The sequence below is a fragment of the Myroides marinus genome (genome assembly GCF_900109075.1).
GTDB classification, from domain to species: Bacteria; Bacteroidota; Bacteroidia; order Flavobacteriales; family Flavobacteriaceae; genus Flavobacterium; species Flavobacterium marinum_A.
The window spans coordinates 131,220-157,861 of sequence record NZ_FNYS01000006.1; the positions used below are offsets into that span (position 1 = coordinate 131,220).

28 protein-coding genes are annotated in these 26,642 nt (G+C 36.6%); 14 read left to right on the forward strand and 14 right to left on the reverse strand.

What is annotated here, in order from left to right; all coding sequences use genetic code 11:
* The first annotated feature begins 20 nt into the window (after positions 1–20).
* The 7 genes from BMX53_RS08645 to BMX53_RS08675 all read left to right on the forward strand — a co-directional run bounded on the left by BMX53_RS08645 (position 21) and on the right by BMX53_RS08675 (position 6,292).
* Entirely contained in the window at positions 21–1,154 is a 1,134-nt protein-coding gene (locus BMX53_RS08645; protein ID WP_074745772.1) for an NADH-dependent flavin oxidoreductase, read from the forward strand.
* 27 nt (positions 1,155–1,181) lie between these two features.
* Complete coding sequence (locus BMX53_RS08650) at positions 1,182–2,342, forward strand: iron-containing alcohol dehydrogenase (RefSeq protein WP_074745774.1); 1,161 nt, start codon at positions 1,182–1,184, stop codon at positions 2,340–2,342.
* Positions 2,343–2,360: 18 nt separating this feature from the next.
* Positions 2,361–3,344 carry an aldo/keto reductase gene (locus BMX53_RS08655; protein ID WP_074745776.1) on the forward strand — a complete coding sequence of 328 codons (984 nt, stop codon included), beginning with the start codon at positions 2,361–2,363 and terminating at the stop codon, positions 3,342–3,344.
* Between the two features lie 24 nt (positions 3,345–3,368).
* Positions 3,369–4,055: a type 1 glutamine amidotransferase domain-containing protein gene (locus tag BMX53_RS08660; RefSeq protein ID WP_074745777.1), complete on the forward strand. Its 687-nt coding sequence runs from the start codon at positions 3,369–3,371 to the stop codon at positions 4,053–4,055.
* Positions 4,056–4,173: 118 nt separating this feature from the next.
* Positions 4,174–4,461 carry a putative quinol monooxygenase gene (locus tag BMX53_RS08665; protein ID WP_074745779.1) on the forward strand — a complete coding sequence of 96 codons (288 nt, stop codon included), beginning with the start codon at positions 4,174–4,176 and terminating at the stop codon, positions 4,459–4,461.
* 276 nt (positions 4,462–4,737) lie between these two features.
* Positions 4,738–5,157 (forward strand): DMT family transporter, encoded by a 420-nt coding sequence (locus BMX53_RS08670; RefSeq protein WP_262492907.1) that lies wholly within the window; start codon positions 4,738–4,740, stop codon positions 5,155–5,157.
* 301 nt (positions 5,158–5,458) lie between these two features.
* Positions 5,459–6,292 carry an alpha/beta hydrolase gene (locus tag BMX53_RS08675; RefSeq protein ID WP_074745783.1) on the forward strand — a complete coding sequence of 278 codons (834 nt, stop codon included), beginning with the start codon at positions 5,459–5,461 and terminating at the stop codon, positions 6,290–6,292.
* A gap of 308 nt (positions 6,293–6,600) precedes the next feature.
* Here BMX53_RS08675 and BMX53_RS08680 read toward each other — a convergent pair whose 3' ends face one another.
* Together BMX53_RS08680 and BMX53_RS08685 are read right to left on the reverse strand one after the other, a co-directional pair.
* On the reverse strand, positions 6,601–7,740 hold the full coding sequence (locus tag BMX53_RS08680) for a catalase family protein (RefSeq protein ID WP_074745785.1): 1,140 nt from the start codon (positions 7,738–7,740) through the stop codon (positions 6,601–6,603).
* 10 nt (positions 7,741–7,750) lie between these two features.
* Complete coding sequence (locus BMX53_RS08685; RefSeq protein WP_244154486.1) at positions 7,751–8,722, reverse strand: Dyp-type peroxidase; 972 nt, start codon at positions 8,720–8,722, stop codon at positions 7,751–7,753.
* A gap of 13 nt (positions 8,723–8,735) precedes the next feature.
* On the opposite strand from BMX53_RS08685, the gene BMX53_RS08690 reads away from it, so the two are divergent.
* A complete protein-coding gene (locus BMX53_RS08690) occupies positions 8,736–10,715 on the forward strand; it encodes a multicopper oxidase family protein (protein WP_244154487.1) in 1,980 nt (659 codons plus the stop codon).
* A gap of 44 nt (positions 10,716–10,759) precedes the next feature.
* On the opposite strand, the gene BMX53_RS08695 is transcribed toward BMX53_RS08690, so the two are convergent.
* The 6 genes from BMX53_RS08695 to BMX53_RS08720 form a co-directional block, all read right to left on the reverse strand.
* Positions 10,760–11,638: an ORF6N domain-containing protein gene (locus tag BMX53_RS08695; RefSeq protein WP_026706432.1), complete on the reverse strand. Its 879-nt coding sequence runs from the start codon at positions 11,636–11,638 to the stop codon at positions 10,760–10,762.
* Positions 11,638–13,722 (reverse strand): type IA DNA topoisomerase, encoded by a 2,085-nt coding sequence (locus BMX53_RS08700; RefSeq protein WP_074745789.1) that lies wholly within the window; start codon positions 13,720–13,722, stop codon positions 11,638–11,640. Before BMX53_RS08700 ends, BMX53_RS08695 begins: the two co-directional genes overlap by 1 nt.
* A 6-nt stretch (positions 13,723–13,728) precedes the next feature.
* On the reverse strand, positions 13,729–15,192 hold the full coding sequence (locus BMX53_RS08705) for a DUF3945 domain-containing protein (protein ID WP_074745791.1): 1,464 nt from the start codon (positions 15,190–15,192) through the stop codon (positions 13,729–13,731).
* A gap of 108 nt (positions 15,193–15,300) precedes the next feature.
* A complete protein-coding gene (locus tag BMX53_RS08710) occupies positions 15,301–15,591 on the reverse strand; it encodes a helix-turn-helix domain-containing protein (protein WP_074745793.1) in 291 nt (96 codons plus the stop codon).
* A gap of 26 nt (positions 15,592–15,617) precedes the next feature.
* The gene (locus BMX53_RS08715; RefSeq protein ID WP_019977044.1) at positions 15,618–15,971 is read right to left on the reverse strand and encodes a helix-turn-helix domain-containing protein; all 354 of its coding nucleotides are present in this window, start codon (positions 15,969–15,971) and stop codon (positions 15,618–15,620) included.
* Between the two features lie 250 nt (positions 15,972–16,221).
* Positions 16,222–17,067, reverse strand: a complete 846-nt coding sequence (locus BMX53_RS08720) for an RteC domain-containing protein (protein WP_019977045.1) — start codon at positions 17,065–17,067, stop codon at positions 16,222–16,224.
* A 385-nt stretch (positions 17,068–17,452) separates the two neighbouring features.
* On the opposite strand from BMX53_RS08720, the gene BMX53_RS08725 reads away from it, so the two are divergent.
* Positions 17,453–17,944: a hypothetical protein gene (locus BMX53_RS08725; RefSeq protein WP_143061412.1), complete on the forward strand. Its 492-nt coding sequence runs from the start codon at positions 17,453–17,455 to the stop codon at positions 17,942–17,944.
* Positions 17,945–18,014: 70 nt separating this feature from the next.
* Here the strand turns inward: BMX53_RS08725 and BMX53_RS08730 are convergent, their stop codons facing one another.
* Both BMX53_RS08730 and BMX53_RS08735 read right to left on the reverse strand, forming a co-directional pair.
* Positions 18,015–18,983: a fumarylacetoacetate hydrolase family protein gene (locus tag BMX53_RS08730; protein ID WP_074745797.1), complete on the reverse strand. Its 969-nt coding sequence runs from the start codon at positions 18,981–18,983 to the stop codon at positions 18,015–18,017.
* 2 nt (positions 18,984–18,985) lie between these two features.
* On the reverse strand, positions 18,986–20,029 hold the full coding sequence (locus tag BMX53_RS08735) for an MBL fold metallo-hydrolase (RefSeq protein WP_074745799.1): 1,044 nt from the start codon (positions 20,027–20,029) through the stop codon (positions 18,986–18,988).
* Between the two features lie 121 nt (positions 20,030–20,150).
* Here BMX53_RS08735 and BMX53_RS08740 point away from each other — a divergent pair, with 121 nt between their 5' ends.
* The 3 genes from BMX53_RS08740 to BMX53_RS08750 all read left to right on the forward strand — a co-directional run bounded on the left by BMX53_RS08740 (position 20,151) and on the right by BMX53_RS08750 (position 22,429).
* Entirely contained in the window at positions 20,151–21,008 is an 858-nt protein-coding gene (locus BMX53_RS08740) for a helix-turn-helix domain-containing protein (protein WP_074745801.1), read from the forward strand.
* 101 nt (positions 21,009–21,109) lie between these two features.
* Positions 21,110–21,718, forward strand: coding sequence for an SMI1/KNR4 family protein (locus tag BMX53_RS08745; RefSeq protein WP_074745803.1), 609 nt, complete (start codon positions 21,110–21,112; stop codon positions 21,716–21,718).
* A 117-nt stretch (positions 21,719–21,835) separates the two neighbouring features.
* Entirely contained in the window at positions 21,836–22,429 is a 594-nt protein-coding gene (locus BMX53_RS08750; RefSeq protein ID WP_074745805.1) for an FMN-dependent NADH-azoreductase, read from the forward strand.
* 49 nt (positions 22,430–22,478) lie between these two features.
* Here BMX53_RS08750 and BMX53_RS08755 read toward each other — a convergent pair whose 3' ends face one another.
* From BMX53_RS08755 to BMX53_RS08765, 3 genes are all read right to left on the reverse strand, one after another.
* On the reverse strand, positions 22,479–23,720 hold the full coding sequence (locus tag BMX53_RS08755) for an RNA polymerase sigma factor (RefSeq protein ID WP_394333462.1): 1,242 nt from the start codon (positions 23,718–23,720) through the stop codon (positions 22,479–22,481).
* 1 nt (position 23,721) lies between these two features.
* The gene (locus tag BMX53_RS08760; RefSeq protein ID WP_074745808.1) at positions 23,722–24,063 is read right to left on the reverse strand and encodes a YciI family protein; all 342 of its coding nucleotides are present in this window, start codon (positions 24,061–24,063) and stop codon (positions 23,722–23,724) included.
* A gap of 100 nt (positions 24,064–24,163) precedes the next feature.
* The gene (locus tag BMX53_RS08765) at positions 24,164–24,520 is read right to left on the reverse strand and encodes a winged helix-turn-helix transcriptional regulator (RefSeq protein WP_074745810.1); all 357 of its coding nucleotides are present in this window, start codon (positions 24,518–24,520) and stop codon (positions 24,164–24,166) included.
* Between the two features lie 100 nt (positions 24,521–24,620).
* Between BMX53_RS08765 and BMX53_RS08770 the strand changes: the two genes are divergently transcribed.
* Complete coding sequence (locus BMX53_RS08770; RefSeq protein WP_074745812.1) at positions 24,621–25,154, forward strand: NAD(P)H-dependent oxidoreductase; 534 nt, start codon at positions 24,621–24,623, stop codon at positions 25,152–25,154.
* 91 nt (positions 25,155–25,245) lie between these two features.
* Positions 25,246–26,034: a PhzF family phenazine biosynthesis protein gene (locus BMX53_RS08775; RefSeq protein ID WP_074745814.1), complete on the forward strand. Its 789-nt coding sequence runs from the start codon at positions 25,246–25,248 to the stop codon at positions 26,032–26,034.
* Positions 26,035–26,078: 44 nt separating this feature from the next.
* Here the strand turns inward: BMX53_RS08775 and BMX53_RS08780 are convergent, their stop codons facing one another.
* Entirely contained in the window at positions 26,079–26,603 is a 525-nt protein-coding gene (locus tag BMX53_RS08780; protein ID WP_074745815.1) for a hypothetical protein, read from the reverse strand.
* Positions 26,604–26,642 lie beyond the last annotated feature (39 nt).

Here is a 26,642-nt window from a genome sequence, read left to right on the forward strand (position 1 = left end):
TACCAATAATTATTTAAAAAATGAAGTCAAATTATAATAAGATACTCTCTCCTTTTACTTTTCCCGTTTCCGGGATTAATATAACGAATAGAATCGTACTGGCTCCTATGACCACCTTTTCGGGTAATGATGATGGAACTACTACAGATGCCGAAGTGGCATACTACCGTGAACGCAATCAATCAGCCGGGCTATTGATTACCGCTTGCGCCTATGTAATTAAACATGGAAAAGGTTTTCATGGTCAGATAGGTGCCGATTCTGATGAATTAATTCCAAGCTTAAAAAGAATAGCTGATGCCTTAAAAGCGAACGGCAACAAAGCTGTACTTCAGTTATATCACGGGGGAAGGATGTCACCTCCCGAAGAACTCGTTGACGGACAATCATTAAGTGCCAGTGCTGTTGCCGCCGTGAGAGAAGGCGCTCAAGTTCCACGAGAAATGACTGCAACTGAAATAGAAGAAACAATTGTGGCTTTTGGTGAAGCTACACGCAGAGCAATTGAGGCTGGTTTCGATGGAGTTGAAATACATGGAGCAAACACTTATTTATTACAGCAATTCTTCTCCCCTCATTCTAATCGTAGAACAGACAAATGGGGTGGAGATTTGATGAAGAGAATGACTTTCCCCCTTGCTGTAGTTGATGCTGTAATAGAATCGGCTGCACTTTCATCCAATCCATTTCTTGTTGGATACCGTCTTTCACCCGAAGAATTGGAAAATCCAGGTATCACAATGGAAGATACACTTCATTTGGTGGAAGCACTTTCCCTAAAACAATTAGACTATTTACACATTTCAGTGATGGATTTTTGGGCAGGTTCAATGCGTGATAAAAATGATACGGCACCTAGGGCCCAACTAATTGCAACCAAAGTGGGTCATAGCCTTCCTGTTATTGGTGTCGGAAGTCTTCACACGCCAGAAGAAGTAGAAAGAGTTCTTACGGGCAACATTCCATTGGTAGCCATGGCCAGAGAACTTTTAATGGAACCGCATTGGTTGACCAAAGTAAAGAACAATGCAGTGGACCAAATTAGAACGGAACTGGATGTAAATACTCAAGATTTATTAAAGATACCCACTCCTCTTTGGAGCGCACTTATTTCAAGAACAGGTTGGTTGCCTGTGAAAAATAACCAACACTAATTATTTAATATTTAAAACAAAAGTCAAATGAAAAATTTTCAATTTAAAAATCCAACAAAAATACTATTTGGCAAAGGTCAAATAGAGAATCTATCAAAAGAGATTCCCGAAAACGCAAAAATATTGTTGCTATACGGAGGCGGAAGCATCAAAAAAAACGGAATCTACGATCAGGTTAAAAAAGCACTTTCGGCTTATGAAGTTGTGGAATTTGGAGGAATTCCTGCGAATCCAGAATATAGTATTTTATTAAAAGCCCTACAAGTTATAAAAGAGGATGGCATTAATTTCTTACTGGCCGTTGGTGGAGGATCCGTTATCGATGGTACAAAATTTTTATCGGCAGCAGCCCTTTACAAAGGCGATAGCCCTTGGGATTTATTAACCGCGAATAAACCTACTACCGAGGGAATGCCCTTTGGAACGGTTTTAACCTTGCCTGCAACAGGTTCTGAAATGAATTCTGGAGCGGTTATTACTAGAAAAGAAACTAAAGAGAAATTGGCCATGGGCGGACCAGGTCTCTTTCCGTTTTTTTCGATTCTTGATCCAGAAGTAGTGAAATCTATTCCCCAACGCCAGTTAGCCAATGGGATCACAGATGCCTACACACACGTTCTTGAGCAATATATGACCTATCCTACGGGTGCTTTGTTACAGGATCGCTTTGCAGAAAGTATTTTACAAACCTTGGTTGAAGTGGCACCAGCCATTTTAAAAGATCCATCAGATTACGCCGCTGCATCAAACTTTATGTGGAGCTGTACGATGGCGCTGAACGGACTAATCCAACAAGGAGTTCCCGGCGACTGGGCTGTACATATGATGGGACACGAATTAACGGCGCTTTACGGCATTGATCATGCAAGAACATTGGCTATTGTGGCTCCAAGCCATTACCGTTATAACTTTGATTCTAAAAAGGAAAAGCTCGCACAATATGCAGAACGTATCTGGAATGTTGTAGATGGAACAGTGGAGGAAAAAGCCAAGGCAGGAATTGAAAAAACTGAAGAATTTTTTCACTCTTTAGGAATCAAAACGAAACTTTCAGAATACACTGATGATTATTCAGAGACTGGAAGTATTGTCTCAAAACGTTTTACAGACCGTGGCTGGACCGGACTTGGAGAACACAAAACCCTTAGCCCTTCCGATGCGGAAAAAATAGTAGAAATGAGTTATTAACATTTTAACCTAGAAAAAATGAAAACAAGAACAATTGGAAAAAGCGACCTAAAAGTATTTCCCATAGGCCTAGGATCCATGGGAATGTCGGAATTTTATGGGAAAACGGATGAAAAACAAAGTATTAAAACCTTGCACAAAGCATTAGACATTGGGGTGAATTTTATTGATACCGCCGATGTTTATGGAATAGGGGATAATGAAGAATTATTACGGAAAGCCTATAGCGATCGCTGGAACGATCTGGTACTAGCGACAAAGTTTGGCTTTGTAAGGGACAAGAACAACCCAGAAGTAAGGCAACTTAATGGTTCTCCCGAGTATGTAAAAAGCGCTTGTGAAGCAAGTTTAAAACGATTGGGCCGCGAGGCAATCGATTTGTATTACCTACATCGTGTGGATCCTAATACGCCTATTGAGGAAACAGTTGGGGCAATGGCAGAACTGGTAAAAGAAGGAAAAGTTAGATATATCGGGCTTTCGGAAGTATCAGGCGATACGCTAAGACGTGCCCACAAAGTTCATCCTATTACTGCGGTACAAACCGAGTATTCCATCTGGTCACGTGATGTTGAGCAAACCACAATGTCCGTTATAGAAGAGTTGGGAATTTCATTAGTGCCCTACAGTCCTTTGGGTAGAGGTTTTCTATCAGGCACCATCAAGGACACTTCAGAATTATCCGAGAATGATTTCCGACATACAGTGCCTCGTTTCCAAAAAGAATTCTTTGAAAGCAACAAAACACTTTTAAGCCGAATTGAGCAGTTAGCTGACAAGAAGAACGTAACACCTGCACAATTGTCTTTAGCTTGGTTATTACACAAAGGAGAAAATATTATTCCTATTCCCGGTACCAAGCATGAGAAATACTTGATCGAAAACGCGAAAGCTGTTGACGTTGAACTTACCCAAGAAGAGATGCAGTATTTGGATGATACCTACAACACAGTGGCTGGAGAACGCTACAATGCTAATGGTATGAAATTTACAAATCTTTAATAAAAACTTTAAAAGTAGATAAAAATGAAAATATTAATTGTGTTAACCTCTCATGCATTATTGGGAAATACTGGTGAGAAAACCGGATTTTGGATAGAAGAATTTGCAACGCCTTATTATTATTTAGTAGATAATGGTGCCAGCGTTACTTTGGCCTCACCTGATGGAGGTCAGCCTCCTATCGATCCTACCAGTGACAAACCGGAAAATCAGACAGAATCAACCAAACGGTTTAAAAATGATGAAGCATTACAAGAAAAACTAAGCAAAACGCATAAACTTTCAGAAGTGTCTGAAAAGGATTATGATGCCGTATTCTATCCAGGTGGTCACGGGCCTTTATGGGATTTGGCAGAGAGTGAAGTTTCGGCAAGGTTGATAGAGCACTTTTATAATGCCGGTAAACCTGTTGCTTTTGTATGCCATGCTCCTGCAGCCTTGAAAAATGTAAAAAATGTTTCGGGTGAGCCACTCGTGAAAGGAAAAAAAGTAACTGGATTTACAAATTCAGAGGAAAAACTGGTTGGTCTTACCGATGTTGTCCCTTTTCTTGTTGAAGACATGTTGAAGGAAAAAGGAGGTATATATAGCAAATCAAAAGATTTTGAGGCATATGCTTTGGAAGATGGATTGCTTATTACAGGACAAAACCCAGCGTCATCGCAAAAAGTTGCCGAACTCTTATTAAAACAATTAGAGGCTAAAAAATAGGTTATTCTGGTCATTCTCTGATAGTATTATCAGCAGTTTCTTCCTTCCTCTTCAGTAAAAAGGAAGGAAGATGACCGAGGATAAACACTGATTAACAATTTAAAAAGAATATTGATTTATGATAAAAGTAGTGGCCAAGAATTTTGCTAAAGAAAATAAAATAGACAAAATTTTAGAACTGGCAAAGGAATTAGTGGAAAAAACAGTGAAAGAAGAAGGGTGTATTAAGTATGAAATGTATCAAAATACCAAAGAGCCAACGGAACTAATAATGTTAGAAGAATGGGAAACAGAAGAAGATTTAAACAATCACATGTCTTCTGAACATTTTAAAAGAATAGTTCCTCAAATGGCTGAGTATTTAAGAAAAAAAGGAGAAATTAATATATACAAAAAAGTCATTTAGACTTTTTATAGAATAAAAGTAAATAAATATTCCTAATGCTGCTGAAGGTAAATCATCGGAAGGATATGAAATTTTGTCGATGAGTATGCAAGATTTTTAAAAACCCCATTACCCAAGCCCATAAATGTGGCTTTGTAGTCATCGACGCTGGAAACTTAGAGATATAAAAATATAGCGTTAAAAATCTCTTCTTAATTTATACATATACAATGGTTTGACAATACCAAACTTTAAACTTTTTACTTAAACAAAATGGAAAAATTTATTTGGATTATAATGGCATTTATTGCTGGTACATTTCTTCCGATACAGTCCGGCATGAATAACAAACTGGCTAAGACTGGCGGTAGTCCCATCCATGCATCAATGATATCATTTGCTATCGGTCTTTTGGCATTAGTGATTTACATCCTCCTAACTTCTCAAGACATCTCATGGAGAGGTATAAGAGATGCGCCTATATATGCATGGTTGGGTGGATTATTGGGTGCTTTTTATGTCACGATCATTGTGCTTGCCTTTCCTAAAATCGGACCTGGATTAACTTTCGGATTAGTAGTTACTGGACAATTGTTAATATCCATGTTGATGGAGCACTTTCACATTATGGGAGCACAACATATACCAATCACTATAGGCAGAGTTACGGGTATGCTACTAATTATTGGGGGAGTAATAATTATGAAGAATTTTTGAAAAAATTTGAACTACCATTTCTGTGCTTGGCATTTATAGAACTATGGCGCATTTCAAAGGCCACAAAAAGTAATATATTCCTTAAATTTATTCCAATGAAAGATACTTCAGAAAGTACAATTGTTCAAAATATTGAAAATCAGAGATCTTTTTTCTCTACTCAGAAAACAAAAAAAAGCGGTTGTTACCACACCTATCTGGAGTGATTTGCTATTAAAATATGCGTCTTTTAAGTGTTTTAATTTAATAAGAAAAATTGTCTGAGTTACTGAAATACTAAAAAATATTTATAAATAATAACATGATCAAACTATCCAGAATTATAGCACCTCTCTTTTGTATCTTTTTATTTGCCAGTTGCGCTTCTAAAAAAACAGGAGACCTTTCTTATCTTAAAAGCTCTAAAGCTTTAGTGGAATCTTTTCCAAAACTAAATGTATACCAGCCCACAAAATCTAAAAACAACCCAGTTGTTATTTTCATTCACGGTGGTTATTGGGATCAAGGAAATAAAGATATTTACGGATTTCTGGGCCGCAATTTTGCTAAAAAAGATATTGTAACTGTTATCCCTAATTACACTTTAAGCCCTGATGGTAATTATGATACCATGGCAAAAGAGGTTGCCTCAGCTATTCAGTGGACTTATGATAATATTGAAAAATACGGTGGAAATTCCCATCAAATATTTTTAATGGGGCATTCAGCAGGCGGCCACTTGATTGCTCTGGTTGCTACAAATCCCAAATATTTAAAAAACAGTGACCTGATTAAAGGCGTCATCCTTAATGATGCGGCTGGATTGGATATCTATTCCGAATTAAAAGAAAATCCTCCAACCACATTTCATCATTATAATACTACCTGGACAGCGGATGAAAACAACTGGAAAGATGCTTCGCCTATTTATTTTTTATCAGAAAAAACACCACCGTTCTATATATATGTGGGCAGCAAAACCTTTTCCTCCATAATTTCTCAAAATAAAGACTTTGTCAAAAAATTGAATAAATATCAACCCACTGTAAAGATAAATTTTCTCCCCAAAAAACATATACCGATGATGAGCCAATACTTATTTCCGTGGAACAAGCATTACAAAGAGATTATTGAATTTATAGACCTTCATAAATAAGGGAAAGTGTAAAATGATCAAAAACCATTTCGATAAGCAATTTGAACTCAGATATTTTGAAATGAATGAATTTGGTGTGGCATCATAAAAACCGATCATAGAATTAATTGTCTTAAAATAAACAGTTGTAATATGTTTTATCTGTAGATTATTATCAACAAAAAAGTCGGAAGATGTTCTTCCGACCCTGATTAATAAATTACATTTATTATAATTTCTAAATACTATTTTTTACAGTAAGCGCTGATCCAGAGTAGAAGATTTGTTTCTACTTTGTACATGTAATTATTGCCACTTTATGCCTTATCCTATAAATTATAAAATTCCGGATCAAAGGCTTCATCTAAGTTTTTAGGCTCTGCTCTCTTTTTATGGTTTAGCTCATGTCTTAGTTTAGAAGCCGTTTGGTAAGCCCGTAATCTTGTACGTTGCAAATTACCAATTGGTTTATGCTCTTCCGTTGTATGAAATGGCGTAAATGAGAGGTTTTCCATAATAAGAAAATTTCCGTCTTCAGGCACCTCCTGTTGCGGAATATAAAGTTTAGCAACCGTTACAAACGGCGAATCTTCTTCTTTCCACTCCTCAGTAAGTTCTTCAACTGGCATTTTTTCCAGGTCGTTACAAAGTTGAATCTGGATATCGAATTCAAAATCGTGCTTTGTAATTTCACCAATAATAGCCGGTCTGAAGGCTTGATCGATTTTCTGTGGATCAACCTCTGGTGTTATAATTTTACTTAAAAAATCAGCATTAGGATGTGCCCGCACTTTGGCAATATAATCTCCATGTCTTACCGCGCCCATACTCCAAAAATCATACAGAAAAGGGTTTTTTGGTTTAATATCCTGAAAGCCCAGAATTGCTTTCAATTCCTTTAAACTTTCTCTGCCGGGAAATGCTTTTCCCATTTCCGTTGCCCACATATAAGCGAATTCAGCTTTTCCAAAAACACCTTTTTCAAAATAATCATTCATCTTAAGAAAAAGTTTGCCGATGAAAGTATAATCTTCTGCCGAATTACAAAAAAACACAGGATGGTTAATAAAATTGTAATCCATATTTGGTGCATCCTTTTCATCATCGGTCATTTTTTGACCCGGAACATCAAAAATTTTAATGGCTAATCCCTGTGCAAAACCTAATTTTTTATCAATCATTACTCGCGAGGAACCATTGGAAAAACGGATTGCCGCTTCATATTTTTTGGGCGTCGCATAAAATCCCTGGGCATATTCCTTTGGTAAGTTATCAAGCACCGTAAATTCCGCCTTTAAAGCAGAATAGCCTTTCGCATGAGCATCGCGGGTGTTGTAAGTTAACTTATTTTTCTCTTTAGATTCATGAACATAGGCGGCGATATCAGCGGTGATTTCGTCAACTTGCTTATCAAATTCTGCAGGAATGTCTTCTACTACAGAAGCATATTTAATAAATTCTCTTTTCATCTTTAATTTTTTATTTTAATTCAGAAATCCATTTTAGAGCCGTGAGACTTGGTAAAAAGCAATAGTCACCACCTTTCATAATATTATAAGTTTGCAAACCGTGGTATCGATCAACCATCGGATCAGATGGTTTTGTAAACAATCCGTCTTCTTGAACACCGATCATGGGATCTTTTTCGTCGCCAAGGCTGATGAAGTTCGCGTCATTCGCCCACTGTTTCAAAAGAAATTCTAGAGTACCCATTGCATCGGCACTGATTCCCATAAAAAACTGGCCACGTTCTTTACCATCATTTTTCGTAATTTCTGGTGGTACAATATCACCAAACGAAACACTCTTTCTGATGATACGGTGTAAACGAATGTCTTGAAGCACTGAATTTCTGGCATCGCGTGGATTCATACGGCGCATATGAGAGCTAAACGGACACTTTTTACCGTACTCATCATTTTTAAAACTGAAATCATTATTTTTTTCTGGATCTTCACCAATATCCGGGTTGTCCTCCTCCGGACTTAATGGAAGTGGTGCACCGCTTTTCCAGCGACCAACCATTTTTGCCGCAAGTAATTCTCCTTCTTCGGGCGAATTTGTATTTTCTTTAATGAATTGGTTAAATTCTGCAACCTGACTTTGATATTTTCTAAAAATCAAAAAAGAACCGTTTTTGCCCAAAGCATCAGGTTGTGGATAAGGTTTTACAGTGCCGGCTTCCCCAGGATAACCTAAAACAAATTCTCCTGCCTTAATGGGTTTGTCATACTGCGGATATCCATCGATACCACTCCCCTCTATTTCTGGGTTACTGATGCCATCCCGAAAACCAAAAACGTTTTTAACTTCTTCTGTAGCTCCAAAATCCTGACTGAAAATAGTTTCAATACCTTTATTTTCTTGTACTTCTTTTGTCAGTTCTGCCAATTTTTTCTTCCAGGATTCTTCATCATTAGAAAGAACGGCTGCCGCAACATGAATAGCCAACAAAGAAGATGGTGTGCCCTGGCTTACGCAAAAGCCTATTGAAGCAGGAGCAACATACACCTATCGTTTTCCGATTATCCAACACGGAACGCATTGGTATCATTCCCATTCAGGTTTGCAGGAGCAGATTGGAATGTATGGCAGTTTTGTGATGAAAAAGCGTGATGACGATAAAACCTTTAGAAAAGGAATTGATGATTTACCTACCGTACCCATCATTTTAAGCGAATGGACAAACCTAAATCCCGATAACATTAACCGTATGTTGCACAACGCCAATGATTGGGCAGCGATAAAAAAGAACGCTACACAGTCCTATGCGGAAGCCATCAGAGAGGGAAATTTCAAAACCAAATTGACCAACGAATGGAAACGTATGTTGGCAATGGACGTAAGCGATGTGTATTATGACAAAATATTAATCAACGGAAATCATACTACCGATTTAAAAACAGTTGATGGCAAAACACTAAAAGCAGGAGATAAAGTAAGATTAAGAGTATCAAACGGCGGAGCATCATCCTATTTTTGGTTACGATATGCAGGCGGTAAAATTACAGTAGTAGCCAATGATGGTAATGATGTAGAGCCAGTAGAGGTAGATAGATTAATCATTGCGGTTTCCGAAACTTATGATATTGTGGTAACAATTCCTGACGATGGAGTTGCCTACGAGTTTTTAGCCACAACCGAAGACAGAACACAATCGGCAAGCTATTTTGTAGGCAATGGTATCAAACAGTTAATATTGCCACTCCCAAGATTGAAATATTTTGAGGGGATGAAGATGATGAACGATATGATGAAGATGAATGGAGATTTGGACGATATGGGTATGAAAATGAGCCTGAACCAAATGGATATGAATGTGGTAATGTATCCCGAAATTACTGGAGAGGCTAAACCTAAAGAAGACCATAGCCAACACAATATGAATATGGATAATGAACCCAACCGTTACAATGCAAATGCTTTGGGAGAAATAAAAACGCTGAATTATGCAATGTTACAATCTCCTTACAATACGGAACTCCCTAAAGATGCTCCGGTCAAAGAATTGAAGTTTACCCTTACAGGAAATATGAACCGATATGTATGGAGTATGGATAATAAAATACTTTCTGAAACCGATAAAATACCTGTAAAAAAAGGAGAAATTTTACGCATCACCATTTACAATAATTCGATGATGCGCCACCCGATGCACCTGCACGGTTTTGATTTCAGGGTAATCAACGGTAAAGGCGAAAAATCACCACTTAAAAATGTTTTGGATATAATGCCAATGGAAACAGATACCATCGAATTTTTAGCAAATGAAGAGGGAGATTGGTTTTTCCATTGTCATATACTTTACCATATGATGTCGGGGATGAACAGGGTATTTGCTGTTGACGATTATCAAAATCCGTATTTGCCCAATAAAAAGCAAGCCTACAATAAATTACAGCGAGAAAGCAATATGCCGCACTTTATGGCACAGAATGATTTTGCAACCAATGGTAACGATGGCGAAGCAATGTTTCAAAATGCAAGATGGTCTTTGGGTACAGAATGGCGTTTAGGCTACAACGATATGCACGGCTATGAAGTAGAAACACATTTAGGAAGATACATCGGAAAAATGCAGTGGCTTATGCCCTTTATAGGTTTTGACTGGCGTTACCGTAAAATGGGAATGGACGAACACGAAACCAATTTATTCGGACAAAAGAATGAAAAAGACACACGAAGAGCCTTTAGCTTAGGGTTTATGTACACCTTGCCAATGCTCGTTAATTTTCAGGCAGAAGTTTATCACGATGGAATTGTACGATTGTCGTTGATGCGTGAGGATATTCCGATTTCAAAAAGATTGAGAGCGGGCTTTATGGTCAATACTGATATGGAATATATGGGAGAGCTTAAGTATATTATCAATAAAAACATTGGTATTCGTACTCACTACGATAGCGATATGGGTTTTGGTGTAGGGCTTGCGTTGACTTATTAGACCTTATAAACTAACCCCTCCGAAATTTCAGAGGGGTTTTATTTTCACTTGTTTAAAATTTGAAGCATCCTACCGATTTCAATATCCATTCTCGAAAAGGCAAACCATTTTTTGCCCAGGTCTTTCAGTGATGCTCCGATATGGTACAGTTCCGTACTGTCAATAATCAAAAATCGGTCGTGTGCATCGGAGAAAATCTCTACTTCGATAGACGGATATTGACTATTGTAGCGTTGCAGGTCTAACCGTAACTGATTGCTGATGCTTTTTGTGTAGATAGTAGCGGTTACATTGGTATTGCGTTTTCCCAATAAGGTCAGCACCGTATCGTCCACATAATTATCAAGCAGGGTAATGGAGCTTTTGGCACTTCGGATAATATCGGAAACAAAGGTATAGGCATCAAATACCTGCCCATTGTAGAAAATACCTTTTTCGGCGTGGAGCTTGTCGCTTTCAAGAGCCTTAAATATTTCCTCAAATTTTTGGTCGGCTTGTAATTGTTTCAGTTCTATATTGTCCAAACGATGGAACAGCGAAGCATTGCTGATGAGCATTTTTCGCATTTCTACAAAGGCTTCCATAATTTCAACACTGACTTTAACCGCTATATCTGAGCGGAGTATGGCAGAAGCCATTGCGACCCCTTGTTCAGTAAAAACATAGGGCAAATACCGTCTTCCACCGTAGCTTAAACTTGAGGTTCCAATTTGGAACCTCAAGTTTTCAACTTCCTCTTCGGTCAGTTGAAAGCAAAAAGAAACGGGAAACCTTTCAATATTTCTTTTTACGGCTTTGTTGAGGTTTTTTGTTTCCACTTGATATAAGGAAGCGAGGTCGCTATCCAGCATCACTTGCCTTCCACGTATGGAATAAATCAGATTTCTGATTTCCTTTGTGCTAATGGTAGGCTTATTTTCCATTACTTTTTGTAGCTTTTATTTTTGGCAAACTCAAAAGAGGTTTTGCAATCCTCATTCAACACGATATAAGCATCGAATTTCTTTCCGGCTTTGCTTTTCATTCCTTTGATAAGTGAAGTTTTCTTTTTATTGACAAGGTTTTCAATATCGGCTAAGCCGATTTGTACGCCACACACATTGCGGAACTGTACCCAATTACAAACTTCATCAGGACACTTCACTATTTTATCACGGATAATGAGTTGCTGGCTTTTGCATTTCGGGCAAACCAATTTAGGCAGGTTGTTTTGGGCAATGGAAGCTTGTAACAATTCATTGGTAATAGATGAGGCGTAAGTTTCCATTTCTTTTTGAAATGCCTCTGCATCTGTTTCGTTATTTTCGATTTTTTGCAAAGCCAATTCCCATTCGGCGGTCATTGCCACATCCGCAATTTTACGGTCTTTGACCAATTCGTACACCTGCAATCCTTTTTCGGTAGGGATTAAGGATTTCTTTTCCCGTTGGATATAATTGCGGGTAAACAAGGTTTCAATTATTGCGGCTCTTGTAGCCGGAGTGCCAATACCGATATTTTGCAAGGCTTTCCGTTCGTCTTCATTTTCGATTTCCTTTCCTGCACTTTCCATAGCCGACAAAAGCCCTGCTTCGGTATATAATACAGGCGGTTTCGTTTTCTTTTCCAAAACGGAGGCTTCTTTTATTTTAAGTTCATCGCCTTTTTTTATTTCGGGCAAATCCTGTACAGGTTCGGTATCATCATCGGAGAAACTGCCTTTGATGGAACGCCAGCCTGCTTCGATAACCTTACAACCCTTTACTGTAAAATCATAATGCAACGCTTGTAAACCTACATCGGTTATCTCTTTGATGCAGGCTTGTGAAAGGGCTTCGAGCAATCGAAAGGCAATCATATCATAAACGGAGTTTTCCTTTGCGTTCAGGGCTGATGGGATTTTATCAGTAATCAATAATCCGTGGTGGTCGGTAACACGCAAATCGTTTACAATACGTTTATTGAACCGTCCCCATTTCAATTTCCCTACGGCTTGCTTGCAGGTTTCGCTGTCCTGCAAAGCCCTTACGAGGTTGGGGATTTCTGCCCACATATCTTCAGGAATGTACTTGCTTCCGGTGCGTGGGTATGTGATAAACTTCCTTTCATAAAGGCTTTGGGCAATATTGAGCGTTTCTTCCGCAGAAAGGTTCAGCTTTTTGTTGGCTTCTTTTTGCAAGCCAGTAAGGTCGAACAATAGAGGCGGTTGCTCTGTAATACTTTTGGTTTCCACCGATGTAACCGTTGCCGTTTTACTTCGCTGAATGGATTTCAGCGTATCATCGGCAAGTTTTTGGTCTTCCCATTTGGTTTTGGAAATGCTTTTAAAATCTATCAGTTCTTTGTTGTGCGATAACTGTATCTGCCAGTATTTCTTTACCGAGAAATTTTTATTTTCCAAATAGCGTTTGCATATCAAAACCAGTGTAGGCGTTTGCACTCTTCCGAGCGAATAAATGCCATTTCCTGCGGCTATGCTCAACGCCTGTGTAGCATTGATGCCCACGAGCCAATCGGCACGGCTTCTTCCTTGTGCCGCCTGATACAATCCATCAAATTCTTTTCCGTCTTTGAGGTTATCAAACCCCTGCTTAATGGCTTTTTCGGTAAGCGAACTAATCCAAAGCCGCTCAAAGGGCTTGTTGCATTTCAGGTATTCATAAATGTACCTGAAAATGAGTTCGCCTTCACGTCCTGCATCGGTGGCTACAATGATGCTGTTACTACGGTTAAAAAGCTGTTCGATGACTTTCAGTTGCTTTAATGCACCCGTATCCGCTGTATAACCTTTGTCTTTTTTGATCTTTCGGACGGTCAGCAAAAACGGGTTTGGGAGTATTGGCAAAGCTGCTTTGTCAAATCCCGAAATCCCGTAATCTTCGGGCATTCCCAATCCTATTAAATGACCGAATGCCCACGTAACAAAATAGCCGTTACCTGTCAGGTAGCCGTCCTTTTTATCGGATGCTCCCACAAGTCCGGCTATTTCCCTTGCTACGCTTGGTTTTTCTGCGATTATTGTTTTCATACTTTACTACATTTTTCTGCCTTTGGACTTTGCAGGAGCTTTGGGTTTTTCCTGTTGTTCCTGCTGTTGTTTGTTTTTAGGGCTTTGCTGTCCCGACTTCAAAGGCTCGTTGATGTTTTTGGTCGCTTCGTTGGTTTTGCCCTCCGAATTGACGGCAGTTTGCGTTTTGTGGGCTTCGGCAGGTTTTGCCTGTGCCTTAACCTGGCTTGGAAATTGGAAGTTTGTTTTTCCCGTTTCCGCATTGAAAGTGATATAGCCCTGATAAGGTTGCCCTTTCTTATCCCTCAATCCATCAATGTAGATGGTTTGACCGTTTTTGAAATCCTTATGTTGCTCGTCGGTCAGTTCCTTGCCACGGAATGTTTTTGGAGCTTCCTGCGGTTGGTTTTGCTGATTACTTTGCCCGTTGTTTTGAGTTTGCCCGTTGCTTTGGCTTTGCCTGTTGGAATTATTGCGGTCAAAAAGGAACTCCACATAACGTTTGTCTGCATTGAATTGTACCGTTGCCGAAAATTCAGTTCCTTTTGTGGAAATCATACCATCTAACTTTAGCGGTTTGCCCTCCATTAAGGTTTGCTTTTGAGCATCGTCCAATTTTACACCCTTAATTTCATCGGGAATTTTTATAAAGTCCGTCCGCAATGCAATTACATCGTTCGTCAGCCTGTCTATACTGATAATGGATGGCATTAGCTCGCCTGTTTTGGTATTTTTCAAATCAACCACACGACCCATATTACCCGTTTCGAGCAGGTTTTTCTTGTCTTCATCCGTAAATTTGTGTCCGAAAAATTCAGAGTGGAGATTAGGTTCTTTTTTGATGCCGTGTATTCCTACTACAACTTTTCCATCTTCGGCTTGCTGTAAAGACAAACGGGCATCCGTGCGGAGGATAGTACCGCCGAGGTTAACGCCTATCGGTAAGAGTTCATTGGTTTTATAGCCTTTCAATAAAGGTTCAAGGAGGTTCCTTTTTTCAAGGTATTCCTTACTTAATCCGAGATTGTTCATTGTATCCCAATCAATCTGCTCCGGCTTATAGCGGTATTCGCTTTTTTCAGGTGTTGTTTGTGTTGTTGCCATATCTTTTTGATTTTCTTGTTTCTGTTCGATTTTTACTTCGTGTTCTTTCATTACTTTTTCGCCTTCGGGAGTAGGCTTATCTACCTGCTTTTGCATTTCCTGTGCTTTTTCAACTGCGATAGGTGCAGGCACTTTGAAGAATGAAAAATTGGTTGGGTTCTTCAATTGGCTGAAAAAATTGGAGAAGAAGTTGGAAAAGAAATCGCCGCTTTTATCCACACGCATAAACTGGTTTTGGTTTTTCTTCGTGGGGTCAACGGTTTCCATTTTCCCGTTCTCGTCTATGCTCTTTACGGCTTGGATTTTCATTTTTTCTTTATCCAGCACCAATAAGATGTCCGATAGTTGTTCGGGCATTTCCTGTTTGTTTGTGGTTTCTTCGCTCATAGTCTGAAAAATTTAAAGTTCGATGCCTAAAGTAAAACAAGCGGTTACTGCATTGCATCAAGTGGCACTCAATGGCAGTCTTTGTCTTTCATTGTCTTTCATTGGCGTTCATTTTGAGGGAGGGTTAAAGCTCTCTCTTATGAACTGATGTACATCAGATAGCTTGTAATACAATTTTCCACTTATCGTATAATAAGGTAGTTTGCCAATGGAGCGATACCGTTGCAGAGAGCGGTTGCTTATTTTCAGCATTTGGAGCAAATCCTGATTATCGAGCAGTTCCTCGCCATCTATGCTGTTGCGTTTCTTTTGCAACTCGTCTATATTATCGCCCAGCATATCAAGGCGACCCATCAAGCGTTCCATCCACGCCAAAAATTCCATTCTGTCAATATTCATAGGGATATACTTTTAAGGGTTCATACCTATTTTTTATCTGTCTTTAACTTTCTGCCTTTTTCGATATAGCTTTTGCTTTTTGCCATAAGCTCCTGTACAAATTCATCACTGCTCTGTATAGCATTTGCATTGAGCATATCTTTGATAGCCCCAATGGTGTAGAAATACTGACCGTAGATTTTTGAATAAGCAATCTCGCCTTTGGTTCGCATACGCCATAAGGTCTTTTCGCTGATGTGCAGGTATTGACATACCTCGTGGTTATTGAGCCACAGGTCATCATAACTTTTATCTTCCTGTCTTTTCAGATAGTCGGCAATGGCATTGATACGGCTGTTGAGCTGTTGCCACGCTTCTTCTTCAATGGTTATTATTTTCATTGCACAGCTTTTTAAAGTTCACTATGCAAAATTGTGAAAGGTGGCAGTGTTTGTCTGCCAAGCCTTGCCAATTGGTTTGGCGGTTTTTTGAAAATTTTTACAATTAGGAAAAACCCTTGTTTAATAAGGGTTTTAGGGGATTTTGGATATTTTGTAGTGAAGTTTTGAGAGCATTTGCCAATTGGCAGATATGGGCAAAGAAAAAGCAGTACATTTTGTGTACTGCTTTTAAATTATTGCTTTGAAGTCGCTAAAGGTCTTTATCCATATATTCTTCGAGGGATATTTTGAGCTGGTCTAAAAATGCCGTTCGGGAACCTGCCCTTGTTTTCATACGGTGGAAAGAATGATGCAGGTCACCAAGTGGGATATGGAAAAGTATCTGAAACATAAGGCTTATTTTTCGGATACCGATTTTACCGTGAGAAATTACACCTGAAGCGTGAAGTGCATACACTAATTCAATGAGAGCATTTTTGCTGTCTGTCCAAAATATATCTTTGGAGCTTTCCTGCTTTTGCAAAATCATATCAGGACCTTCATCAGGATTGATTTTTGTAAGCAAGTATGAATAGAGCAATTCATTAGCGATAATCCTTGCAATTTTGTAATCGAAAAAAGTCGAGAATGCCGGATCTATTTCAAACACAATACTGTTAAGCCCATCCTGGTAGTTTATATTTCCACGTTTGAAATAAGTATCATCACGGTCTGTTCGTCCCGAGCGGTAATACCTGTAAAAATCGGAATTACAAATATGCTCAATATACTCCCGTTTCAGGTTTGCAAACTGTGTGGAAAAGTAACTGTAATACATTTTTCCATTGCTTACTGGGCAAGTTGTTTCTATTCTATAAACTTTATTATAAAAAATGAGCTTACCGAGTATTTGTGGCTTTATGGTATGGAAGAAATGTATCTCTTCCGCATCGTTTTTAAATCCTTCTTCAATAATGTATTTCTTGACCGAAAATAAAAGGTCTTGGAGATACAAAGTCATTTCATAAGCCTCATCAATCAACCTTTTGCTTTGTGCTGAAATCTTATTCTCCTTGTTGTGTATCTCTAAAAGGATGTTTTGCAGAAAGTATTTCATAGCTTGTAATTTTATAAGGATTAACAGTGCCTCTAGGCTGGTTTTCCCTAATTAAATAACAAACATTAGTATAATAAATGACAATCTTTCCCAACTTGGGGGCAACAGGGGAAAGGTTTTTTTGATTTGCCTATTAATAATTTAAGTTTTATACTGCTAAATAGAAAAATAAGTAGGCATTGTATAAGTATAAAATAGTATAAAAATATAAGCATCCCTTAACCTATTTTTTGTATTTTTGTAATGATTTACAAGGAAAAAAATAGAAAATTAATGCAAATAGTACCATTACTAAATCGTTACCTGATACGATTTCCTACCTCGTAAACTACTCTTTATTAGCCACATTGGACTTTATTAACTTTTTTATTCAAAAATTATAAGTATGACATTAAGTAGTAGTCGTGTTTTGGGGTGGAGTATTGGTATAACATTCTTATTTTTAATTTTCTTTGCACCAGCCTTTTGTCCTTTGATATTGGGTTCTTTAATGGTTTATTATACAGTTCATTACGCTTTGTTTTTGAGAAATATAAGTAAATATGGGAAAGAAGATACAGGTAAAATAGTATCATACCAAAAAGGCAATAAAGGTTACAAAGTTCCTCTAATTGAATTTGAGATAAATGGAACCGTAATAGTGAAAACACCTTATTTTTATGCATCTACAGATTTGAGTAAATTAATGACATATAGCGATGATATAAATAAATCAATAGGAATAATATACGATCCTAAAGATTTTGAAAAGTTTGTTATTAAAAGTGAGAGTGGATTTAATAATTTAGTTTTATTCCTTTTTGGAATGGTAGGTTTGCTTTTCATTGTTATAGGTTTAGCTCAACTTTTAAATTTTATAAATATTGATGGATTGTAGTAATTATTGATCTATCAGACAACAATATAAATAGGGAGAGTAGATTAAACAATCTACTCTCCCTATGTTTTTACTCACTTATATTAACTGTATTAGTAATCTTACCAATTCCTTGTATTTCCAGTTCTACTATATCACCATGTTGTAGTTTTTTGCCTAATTCGATACCACATCCAGTTCCTACCGTTCCTGAGCTCCATACTTCACCAGCGTGAATTGTTCTACCTTTACTGATGCTAACGAGGATCTCCTCAAAGGATTGAGAGTACTCATTAGTATTTCCTTCAGACCAAAGTTGTTTATTTACATAAGCCTTCATCACACAATTATTGATATCAATTTCATCTTTTGTTACAATACAAGGTCCTAAGGTAACAGATTGATCAAAGTCTTTAGCGTTGTCAGCCCAACCTTTTCCACTGAGTACATTCTTGATTTGAAGATCGCGCAACGTCCAATCGTTAAAGATTGTATACCCGAATATGTGATCAGCAGCGTCTTCAATAGAAATGTCTTTTCCAGTTTTGCCAATAACACAGCCCAGCTCTAATTCGTAATCTAACTCTTTAGCCCCTTTAGGAGTATTAATAGTTTCACCTGTATGTGAAATATAAGTGTGATCTCTTAGTTCGTATAACGCATCCTTACTGTTCTTAATTCTATAGATCATTTTGTTTAACTGCTCACTTAATAAACTTACATCTTGAGCTGTTTGTTGACCGATGATGTCTATGATATTTTTAGTAGCAGAAGCAAGATGATTATCTGGATTCATAAACATTGTACCCAATATTCTTTTAGGTTGTATAGGAGCTAATAGTTGCACACTATGTAGCGGAATACTTTGGTAAGCATCTTCATTAGACAATATATCTTTTACCTTGTCTAATCCATCCTGACCAGATTCTATTAAAGACTGCATAGAGCTAAATATCACTTCGTGTGGAGCAATAGACCTTAAGTCTAAAATAGATTCATTAGATGTCGTTATTACACCTAAACGAGCTTCTTTATTATGTTGATAGGTTACAAATTTCATAGTTATAGATTTAAAAATTCAAGAGATTCATTCCAAGCGCTATAAGGATCCCATGCAGGGATAGTATGATTGTATTTCTGGTCATAAAAGGCTCTGATTTCAGTTAAAGAAGCAGGTATATCATTCCATGGTGGGATAAACTGACCTTCTTCTTTGCTTTTTACAACGGCTAAGATGCTCATATAAATACGCTCTGGTTGTATCCAATGCAAGTATTTCGAAATGTCTATTTTCTTAGTGATTTCCTCTGCAGTAATTCCCTTTGTATAGTGCTTGTCTACTTGTTCTAATACGAAAGTTAAATATTGTTTTTGCTCCTCCACAAAGTCAACACCACAAAGACTACCATGCCCAGGAACAACAATCTTAGGCTTAAGATCATGTATGATGTAGTCTAATACCTTTACCCAATTATTGATACCTTGTTCACTATAAGCGGTACAACCATTAAATACAACATCCCCTGCAAACAAGATTCTTTCTTTCTCTAACCATAGCAATACATCGCTGTTAGAATGAGAAGGGGCTACGTCTATTAACTGTACTTCTGTAGTATCTAAGTGGATAGTAGTGTTGCTCGATATTTCTATATCTGGGGTAATCCACTCAACACCTGTTAGATCAAAACCTTCAAACTCTTTAGCAAAGAAGCGTTCTCCTGCTGATGATTCTAAAGAGTCCTTTCCTCTTTTGATAATAGTATGATACCACTGTATATTTTCAGTAAGGCGTTCTTGAGCTGCATTCTTATGCATGATGATACAAGAATCTTTAAACACTTTATTTCCCCAAGTATGATCACTGTTGTAGTGTGAATTAACTACGTATTGAGGTAGTTCTTGACTACTTACTTGAGTGTAGATATCTTTTAATTCTTGAGCGTGAAATAGATCAAAAAAGGTATCATATACTAACCCTTTTCCTCGATTGATAAATGCTGCATTAGCCCAGCTAATTCCTCTATATGGAGATATAGCAGCAAATATATTATGATCAATCTCTATTACTTTTAAACGATTGGATGTGATTACTCTTTGTTTGTTCATGGCATTTAATTTATTGATTACTAATGCAAATTTAAAGTATAGTCATTTTTTAGTAGTAAACAAATCAGTAGAATAGATGTGCAATTATTAAGATTTTATATCTTTGAAGTAAAGACTTGTTATGGAAGTAAAACAACACACTATTAGTTCTATTGTTCAGGATAGAGGATTAGATCTAAAGCAAGCGATCTATATATCTAAGAATGCTAAAGAGATAGAAGATTACTTTGCGAAGTACCCTCATGTTATCAATGCTTTTGTGATAGGGCTTTGTATTGGTGGTAATGCTAAGATAAAAGTTGATTTGACAGAGCACACGATTCAGAGAGGAAGTTTGATTAGTCTGGTACCTAATTCTATTGTTTACCCTATAGAGGTTTCTGACGATATTGAGATTTATTCTTTGATGTTTTCTTTTGACTTTATCACTACCTCTGTTTCTCTTTTTAAGATAGAGTTATTAGAAACGCTGAGACAACAATATGTTATTGAGTTAGATGACATACAGTTGGAGTTGTTATATGAACTTTACCAAGTGACAAGTAAGTATAATTACTTAGAAAACCCAATTCCTGAAGTACAGACCCATCTGTTTAGTGCATTGCTTTTAGAGATTCAAGGAGTTTATATAAATGCGAATATGAACGTGAAGGCTGAGTCACGTTATGAGTACCTAACTAGAAACTTCTTTGCTTTGTTGTACAAGCATTTTAAATCAGAGCGTTCACTCCAATTCTATGCAGATCAATTATGCGTAACACCTCAGCATCTATCCACTGTGATTAGAGCAGTAACTAAACACACTCTCTCTTATTGGATGAATGAGATGGTCATCTTGTATAGTAAGTCTCTGTTAAAAACAACAAGCTTAACAAGTAAAGAAATAGCTGCTGAATTAAACTTTGCAGAACCTACTTTATTTAGTCGTTTTTTTAAGAAGAATACAGGAATGACACCTAATGAATATCGTAAGGGGTAGTGTTTATTCTATAGATACAGAAATGTAGAATTTCCCCGATTGTAGGGAGGAGTAAGTTTGTTTGAAACAGTACCTTTAGGAGTATAAAACTTATTCAATATATGATGAAAACCATTGCAGAATCTATTCAAGTAATTATAGAAAAACAAAATGAATTAGGCTATTATATGCCTAAGATTATTAACCAACCTGCTACTGATATACAGATTAAAGAAACTGAAGACAAGCTTGGGTTAAAGTTTAATGAAGAATTGCGTGAACTCTACGCAATAGCTAATGGAGTAGCTAATGATAATATAACGTTTTCAGGACTTATAGGTTTGATACCTATTCATGTTTTCATGAGTCTTGACGATGCTATTGTTTATTATAACATAGGGATTGATGATACTGACTATTTTGAAAATTGGGAGAATAAATTTACTCCACAGAAAAGGTTATTCCCATTTTTAGAAGATGGAGCAGGGAATTGCTATTGGGTAGATTTAAACCCTGGTACTGCAAATGAGAACCAAATCTATTGGACCAATACCTTTGGAGAAGCACCAAACTATTTATACGAATCATTGACTAATTTCTTAAGTACTATAGCTGAAGGATACGAAACAGGAGTGTTTATGTTAGATGAAGAGAATTATTTAGATATGGATTACGATAGATTTGATGCAATATCTGCTAAAAATAATCCTTACTTAGATTATTGGAAATAATTGAAGTAAAATCGTTGATATAGAGTAGGGGACTTACAAGTATAAAGTAAACATTCTTTTATCTTATTGTCCCCTAATTTGTTTTTCGATCGTTAAGTAGTAAAATACTTAATATAGATGAAAACAATTTTACACATCACATCAAGTGCCAGAGCAGAAGAGTCTTATAGCACTAACTTAGGGAAAGAGATTATTAACCTTTTAAAGGTAGCATATCCTTTAGTGGTGATAGATACTTGGGATTTAGTTCAAACTCCTCCGCCATTATATACAAGTGAGATGATTCAAAGCTTCTATATTTCTCCTGCTCAACCAGGGTATAGTGAAATAAATGAGCTAAAGTATGCAAATGAATTACTTACCCGTTTGAATAGTGCTGATATTATAATAATTAGCACACCTACCTATAACTTTACAGTATCTGCTCATTTAAAAGCTTGGATTGACCAATTAGTGCGCGTAGGGGTGACTTATACCTATAATGAAACAGGTAATAGAGTAGGGCTTATTTCTAACAAAAAGGTGTATTTAGCAATTGCCTCTGGAGGTCTACAACCTAAAGGGAATCTTGTAAAAGATTATCTGGCAGATTATATAAAAGATGTGTTTAAAACTTATGTAGGAATAACAGATATTGACACATATCGCATAGAGGGAACAGCCTTTCCTAATTTTTTACCAAACTATAGAGAAGATTTAAAAGACTTTTAATAAAGGTTTTATCAACAACTAAGCTTTAGATATTTCTAAAGCTTAGTTGCTATTTACTTGATAACTCAGTTATTCTTTTGTTTAAAAGATATTTCTCAGTAGTTGACTGAGTAAGTGCTAATGCTTCTTTATAGAAGTGTATAGCTCTATCTTTATCAATAGGAGTATATAAGTAACCCAATAACCCAAAGTAATAGCTGCTATTAATTAAAGCGAGCTTTTCAGCCTCGATTATACCCTTTTTTTCACCATAAACTTTAGCAAAGGCGAAAGTACGATTTAATGCTATAATAGGGGAGTATTCTACCAGAAGTAACTGGTTGTACAAATCTAAGATGTGGTTCCATTTATCATTCTTATTTACTGTTGTATGCCAGTATGCGATAGCTGCTTCTAAGTGATACTTAGAGGTCTCTTGCTGATTAGTTGCTTTTACTAAGTAGTAATTACCTCTATCAATAAGTTCTGTATTCCAATACTCAGTATGTTGCTGTTCAAATAAAACAAGCTCTCCATGCATGTCAATTCTCGCATCTAATCGCGAACTTTGATAACACATTAATGCCAATAGAGCATTAACTTCAGGAGTATCTGTTGTTTTGTTATCTGTAAGAATAATAGCTAATCTAATTGCTTCATAACATAACTCTTTTCGGATAACTTGGTTATTACTTTTAGAGAAGTATCCCTCGTTAAATAGTAGGTATAGGGTTTTCAGTACAATAGGTAACCTATGTGTAATTTGAGAAATAGAAAGTTCTTTTATCTCAAAGTTACTCTCCCTCAAAGAATTTCTCGCTCTAAAAAGCTTCTTTTTTATTGTCTCTTTATTAGCTAATAATGCATTGGATATTTCTTCTACACTAAACCCACATAAGATTTGCAGCGCCAGACATACTTGTGACTCTATAGGTATAATCGGATCAGAGATAGCAAAGATCATCCCTAGTTGACTATCTGAAATGAGAGATTGATCTAATTCTATAGGCAGATTAACTTCATTGATATCGGGTGTTATAGCACCTTTTACTTTTTGGTCAAAGATGTTTTGATGCTTAAAATAATCTTTTGTTTTATTCTTCGCTACAGTATATAACCATCCTTCAGGGTTTTCAGGTACCCCGTTTAAAGCCCATACCTCTGATGCTTTTAAGAAAGTATCACTGACAATGTCTTCTGCAATTTCGATATGCTCTAAACCAAAATGACGGCATAGTACAGCCGTCATTTTCGTATACTGATCACGAAACAAATTGGGAATTAGATCCTGTGGATTTGTTGAACTAATCAAGTTAATCTCTTTTTAATATTTCACGCACTTCAATACTTCCTCCAATTTTAAAGAGAGGGTTTAGCTTAGCTATTTCAACTGCTTCTTCGATTGTTTCTGTTCTTATAACGATATAACCGCTTAAGAACTCTTTAAGTTCTGTATATGGTCCGTCTGATACTATTTGGTCAGAAGAGATATGTCTCGCACCTTCTTTAGTTGGTAGAAGTGTATTTCCCTTGTCTACCAGTTTATTTTGTGCAGCGATACTCGCTAACCAATTCATACGCTCTTGCATCTGTTCTGGTGAAGGTTTAGAATCAGCAATATCCTTTAGTCTGAAAATAAGCATGAAATCTTTCATTGTCTTTATATTTTAATATTTACTATATGACGATTGAATATTTTAAAAGGGGACATCTCAATGAATAAAAATATTTATTATTAAGATTAATGTTTAAGATTTACAATGTTTCTTTATGTTCAGCACCCCATTTACCTAAAGCTTTTATGATAGGTGTTAGTTTTAGACCGATAGGAGTTAATTCATACTCAACTCTAGGAGGTACTTCTGGATATACTGTTCTAAGGACAATATTATTCTCTTCTAATTTACGTAATTGAAGGGTTAATACTCGCTCTGTAATATTAGGTAACACCTTTTTGATCTCTCCAAAACGCATTTTTCCTTCAACTAAATAACAGCAAATAGCCATTGTCCATTGGCCTCCAATAATACTAGTGGCATAGACTTCATTGCATTCATTCTCAAGGGCTTTTTTATTTTCAAAGTGGGTAGAAGTTTCTTTAGTTTTGGTCATTACTTACTTTTTTGATAGTATCTAACAATTGGGCTCAAAGATACGAAATGCTATTAGAACTCTCTATTTTTGCCCTATCAATAACCATTAATGATAAGAAATGAAGAGTACTTTAGTTATAGTAATCCACCCAAATTTTGAAGAATCTGTAGTCAATAAATTATGGGTAAATGAATTGAGTAAGTTCCCTGATCAGTATTATGTACACAATTTACACGCTGTATATCCAGATGGAGTAATAGATGTAAAAAAAGAACAAGAGCTTATAGAGGCTTATGATCATATTGTATTTCAGTTTCCATTTTATTGGTTTAACTGTCCACCCTTGTTTAAGACATGGTTAGACGAAGTCCTAACTTATGGCTGGGCTTATGGAAGTACAAGTGGCTATAAATTGGGTAATAAGAAAGTAGCCTTGGCACTTAGTGTAGGGATCGATGAAAAGGAATATAGTCTAGAAGGGAAGTATAAATACACTTTAGAACAGCTGTTAGCTCCTTTTGAAGTAACATTTAGTTATATTCAGGCTGATTATCGTGGTTTTTATGCATATTATGGCATTGAAAGAGATAGTTCTGATGAGGCTATAAGAAGTAGTATTACGCCTTATTTACAGTTTATAGCAAAAATCTAACACATAAGAAGAAAATATTTTAAAACCCGATGTTGCAATAGACTGATTTGGCTAATGCAGAATCTGGGTTAAAACTTAAATCATAATAAATATGCAATTAGAATTATACCAAATAGATTCATTTACAGATAAGATTTTTCACGGAAATCCAGCTTGTGTAGTACCATTAAAAGAATGGTTGCCTGATGAGATTTTATTAAAAATAACTCGTGAGAATGCAGTAGCAGAGACCGCTTTCTTTATTGACAAAGGAGAGACTATTCACTTAAGATGGTTTACTCCTGAGATAGAGATGGATTTATGTGGGCATGCTACTTTAGCTGCAGCTCATTGTTTAGTATCTATTTTAAATTACAAGGGTGACCAAATCACTTTTGAGACTAAAAGTGGACTACTTACAGTAGAGGTAAAGGATGGGATGTATTATATGGATTTCCCATCTCGAATGCCAGAGGTATCAACTCTTCCAGATATAATTGTGAAGTCTCTGAATATTCAACCTAAAGAAGTATTCCAATCTAGAGATTATGTATTAGTATATGAATCTGAGGAAGATATTAAAAAGGTTCAAATAGAACGTTCTATTTTCGATACGATTAATTTAGATCCAGGAGGAGTTGTAATTACTTCAGTAGGTAGTGATTGTGATTTTGTATCGAGATACTTTACTCCACAATCGACCATTCTTGAAGATCCTGTAACAGGGTCTGCACATTGTTCACTTATCCCATTTTGGTCATCTAGATTAGGTAAAGATACTTTATTTGCGCGTCAGATATCAGAAAGAGGAGGAGAATTGTATTGTGAGAATAAAGAACAGAGAGTAATTGTAGCAGGTAAAGCCAGAACATATTCTGTAGGACATATCTACATAGAATAATGTATCGTATACTCAATCCCTCAATAATATTCTGTATTGGGGGATTACTTATTTCTTAATCTATTCCATTCTTTCCAAAAACCTAAGTAACCATCTCTACTAAATTCATCTGTTGGAAGAATCTTAGATTTACTTTCTCTGTAGAAGTTTTGTACTTCATCTGCAAAGGCATATACTATTTCTCGATATTTGTCTTTATTAATTATGACCTGAGTACCTTTATCTGAAGTATGTTTGATTTCTGTGTCATTTATATGCTCTATTGTCCAATCTATTCCACTTGGACAGCCTCCTATTACAAGTCGCCCATTTTCATCAAAATACATGAAGTGCCCACAACAAGGTATCAATTGACTATCGTGATTATGTTCATTTAAGTTTTCTGTTAAACTTCTTAATAGGTAAAATGCTGTAGCAGATACTGTGACATCAAGAGTATACTCATTAGAGACTACCTCATCACCAATTTGAAGAAATACATCTCCATGAGCACATAAGTCATATTCTTCATCCGTATTTTTTATCCAATGAAGATTTGATACCTTAATAATAAATTGGTTATTTGTCATATTAGTCAATATTAATGATCTGTAGTCATTTATAAAATT